General features: G+C 66.3%; 2 protein-coding genes. Both read left to right on the top strand.

Annotation, left to right across the window (positions count from 1 at the left end):
• Nucleotides 1–531, top strand: a 531-nt coding sequence (locus tag ACOADB_RS22640; RefSeq protein ID WP_378603962.1) for a flagellin, incomplete at its 5' end; no start/stop codon positions are given.
• A 111-nt stretch (nucleotides 532–642) separates the two neighbouring features.
• A partial coding sequence (locus ACOADB_RS22635) for a flagellar cap protein FliD N-terminal domain-containing protein (protein WP_378603959.1) occupies nucleotides 643–830 on the top strand: 188 nt, incomplete at its 3' end.

Raw genomic sequence — 830 nt, 5'->3', positions numbered from 1 at the left:
CGCATGAACGACCTCTCGGTGCAGTACAACAACGGCACGCAGAACACCGACTCGCAGGCAGCCCTGCAGGGCGAGTTCGACGCGCTGAACACGGAGATCACCAGGATCAAGGACAACACCAAGTTCAACGGTGTCGACCTCTTCGGTGGCGCCGCGCTCACCTTCCAGGTCGGCTTCGACAACGCGGACACGATCGACATCGACGCCACCGCTCTCGCCGACTTCACCGCCGGCGCCGCTGTGGCTGCGATCGACATCACCGACAGCAACACCCTGCAGGCGGCCATCACCGAGGTCTCCACGCAGCGTGCCGAGCTCGGTGCCGTGCAGAACCGGTTCGAGCACACCATCAACAACGTGAACGTCGCGATCGAGAACCTCTCGGCTTCCGAGTCCCGGATCCGCGACACCGACATGGCGCAGGAAATGATGAGCCTCACCCGCTCGCAGATCCTGTCCCAGGCCGGCACGGCCATGCTCGCCCAGGCCAACTCGGCCCCCAACGGCGTGCTGCAGCTGCTCCGCGGCTGATCATCTGAACCGTCGGGAGCCCGCTCCTGACACACAGCACCAACCGCGTGCCGGTGGGGCCACCGGGCCCCACCGGCACGCGGGTTTTTCCACGAGATCGGAGGGATGACCATGGCAGCGACCAGCAGCATCGGCGGCCTCGCCAGCGGCCTGGACACCGCAAGCATCATCAGCCAGCTGATGGCACTCGAGGCGCTGCCGCAGACCAAGCTCAAGACGCAGGTCACCGCCGAGCAGAGCAAGGTCACCGCGCTGCAGAAGCTGAACACCGCGCTCCAGGCGCTGGGCACCTCCGCCGA

It is taken from the genome of Nocardioides sp. CPCC 206348, from assembly GCF_048654705.1.
In the GTDB taxonomy this organism is placed as follows: domain Bacteria; phylum Actinomycetota; class Actinomycetes; order Propionibacteriales; family Nocardioidaceae; genus Nocardioides.
This window is presented reverse-complemented; position numbering and strand designations above follow the sequence as displayed.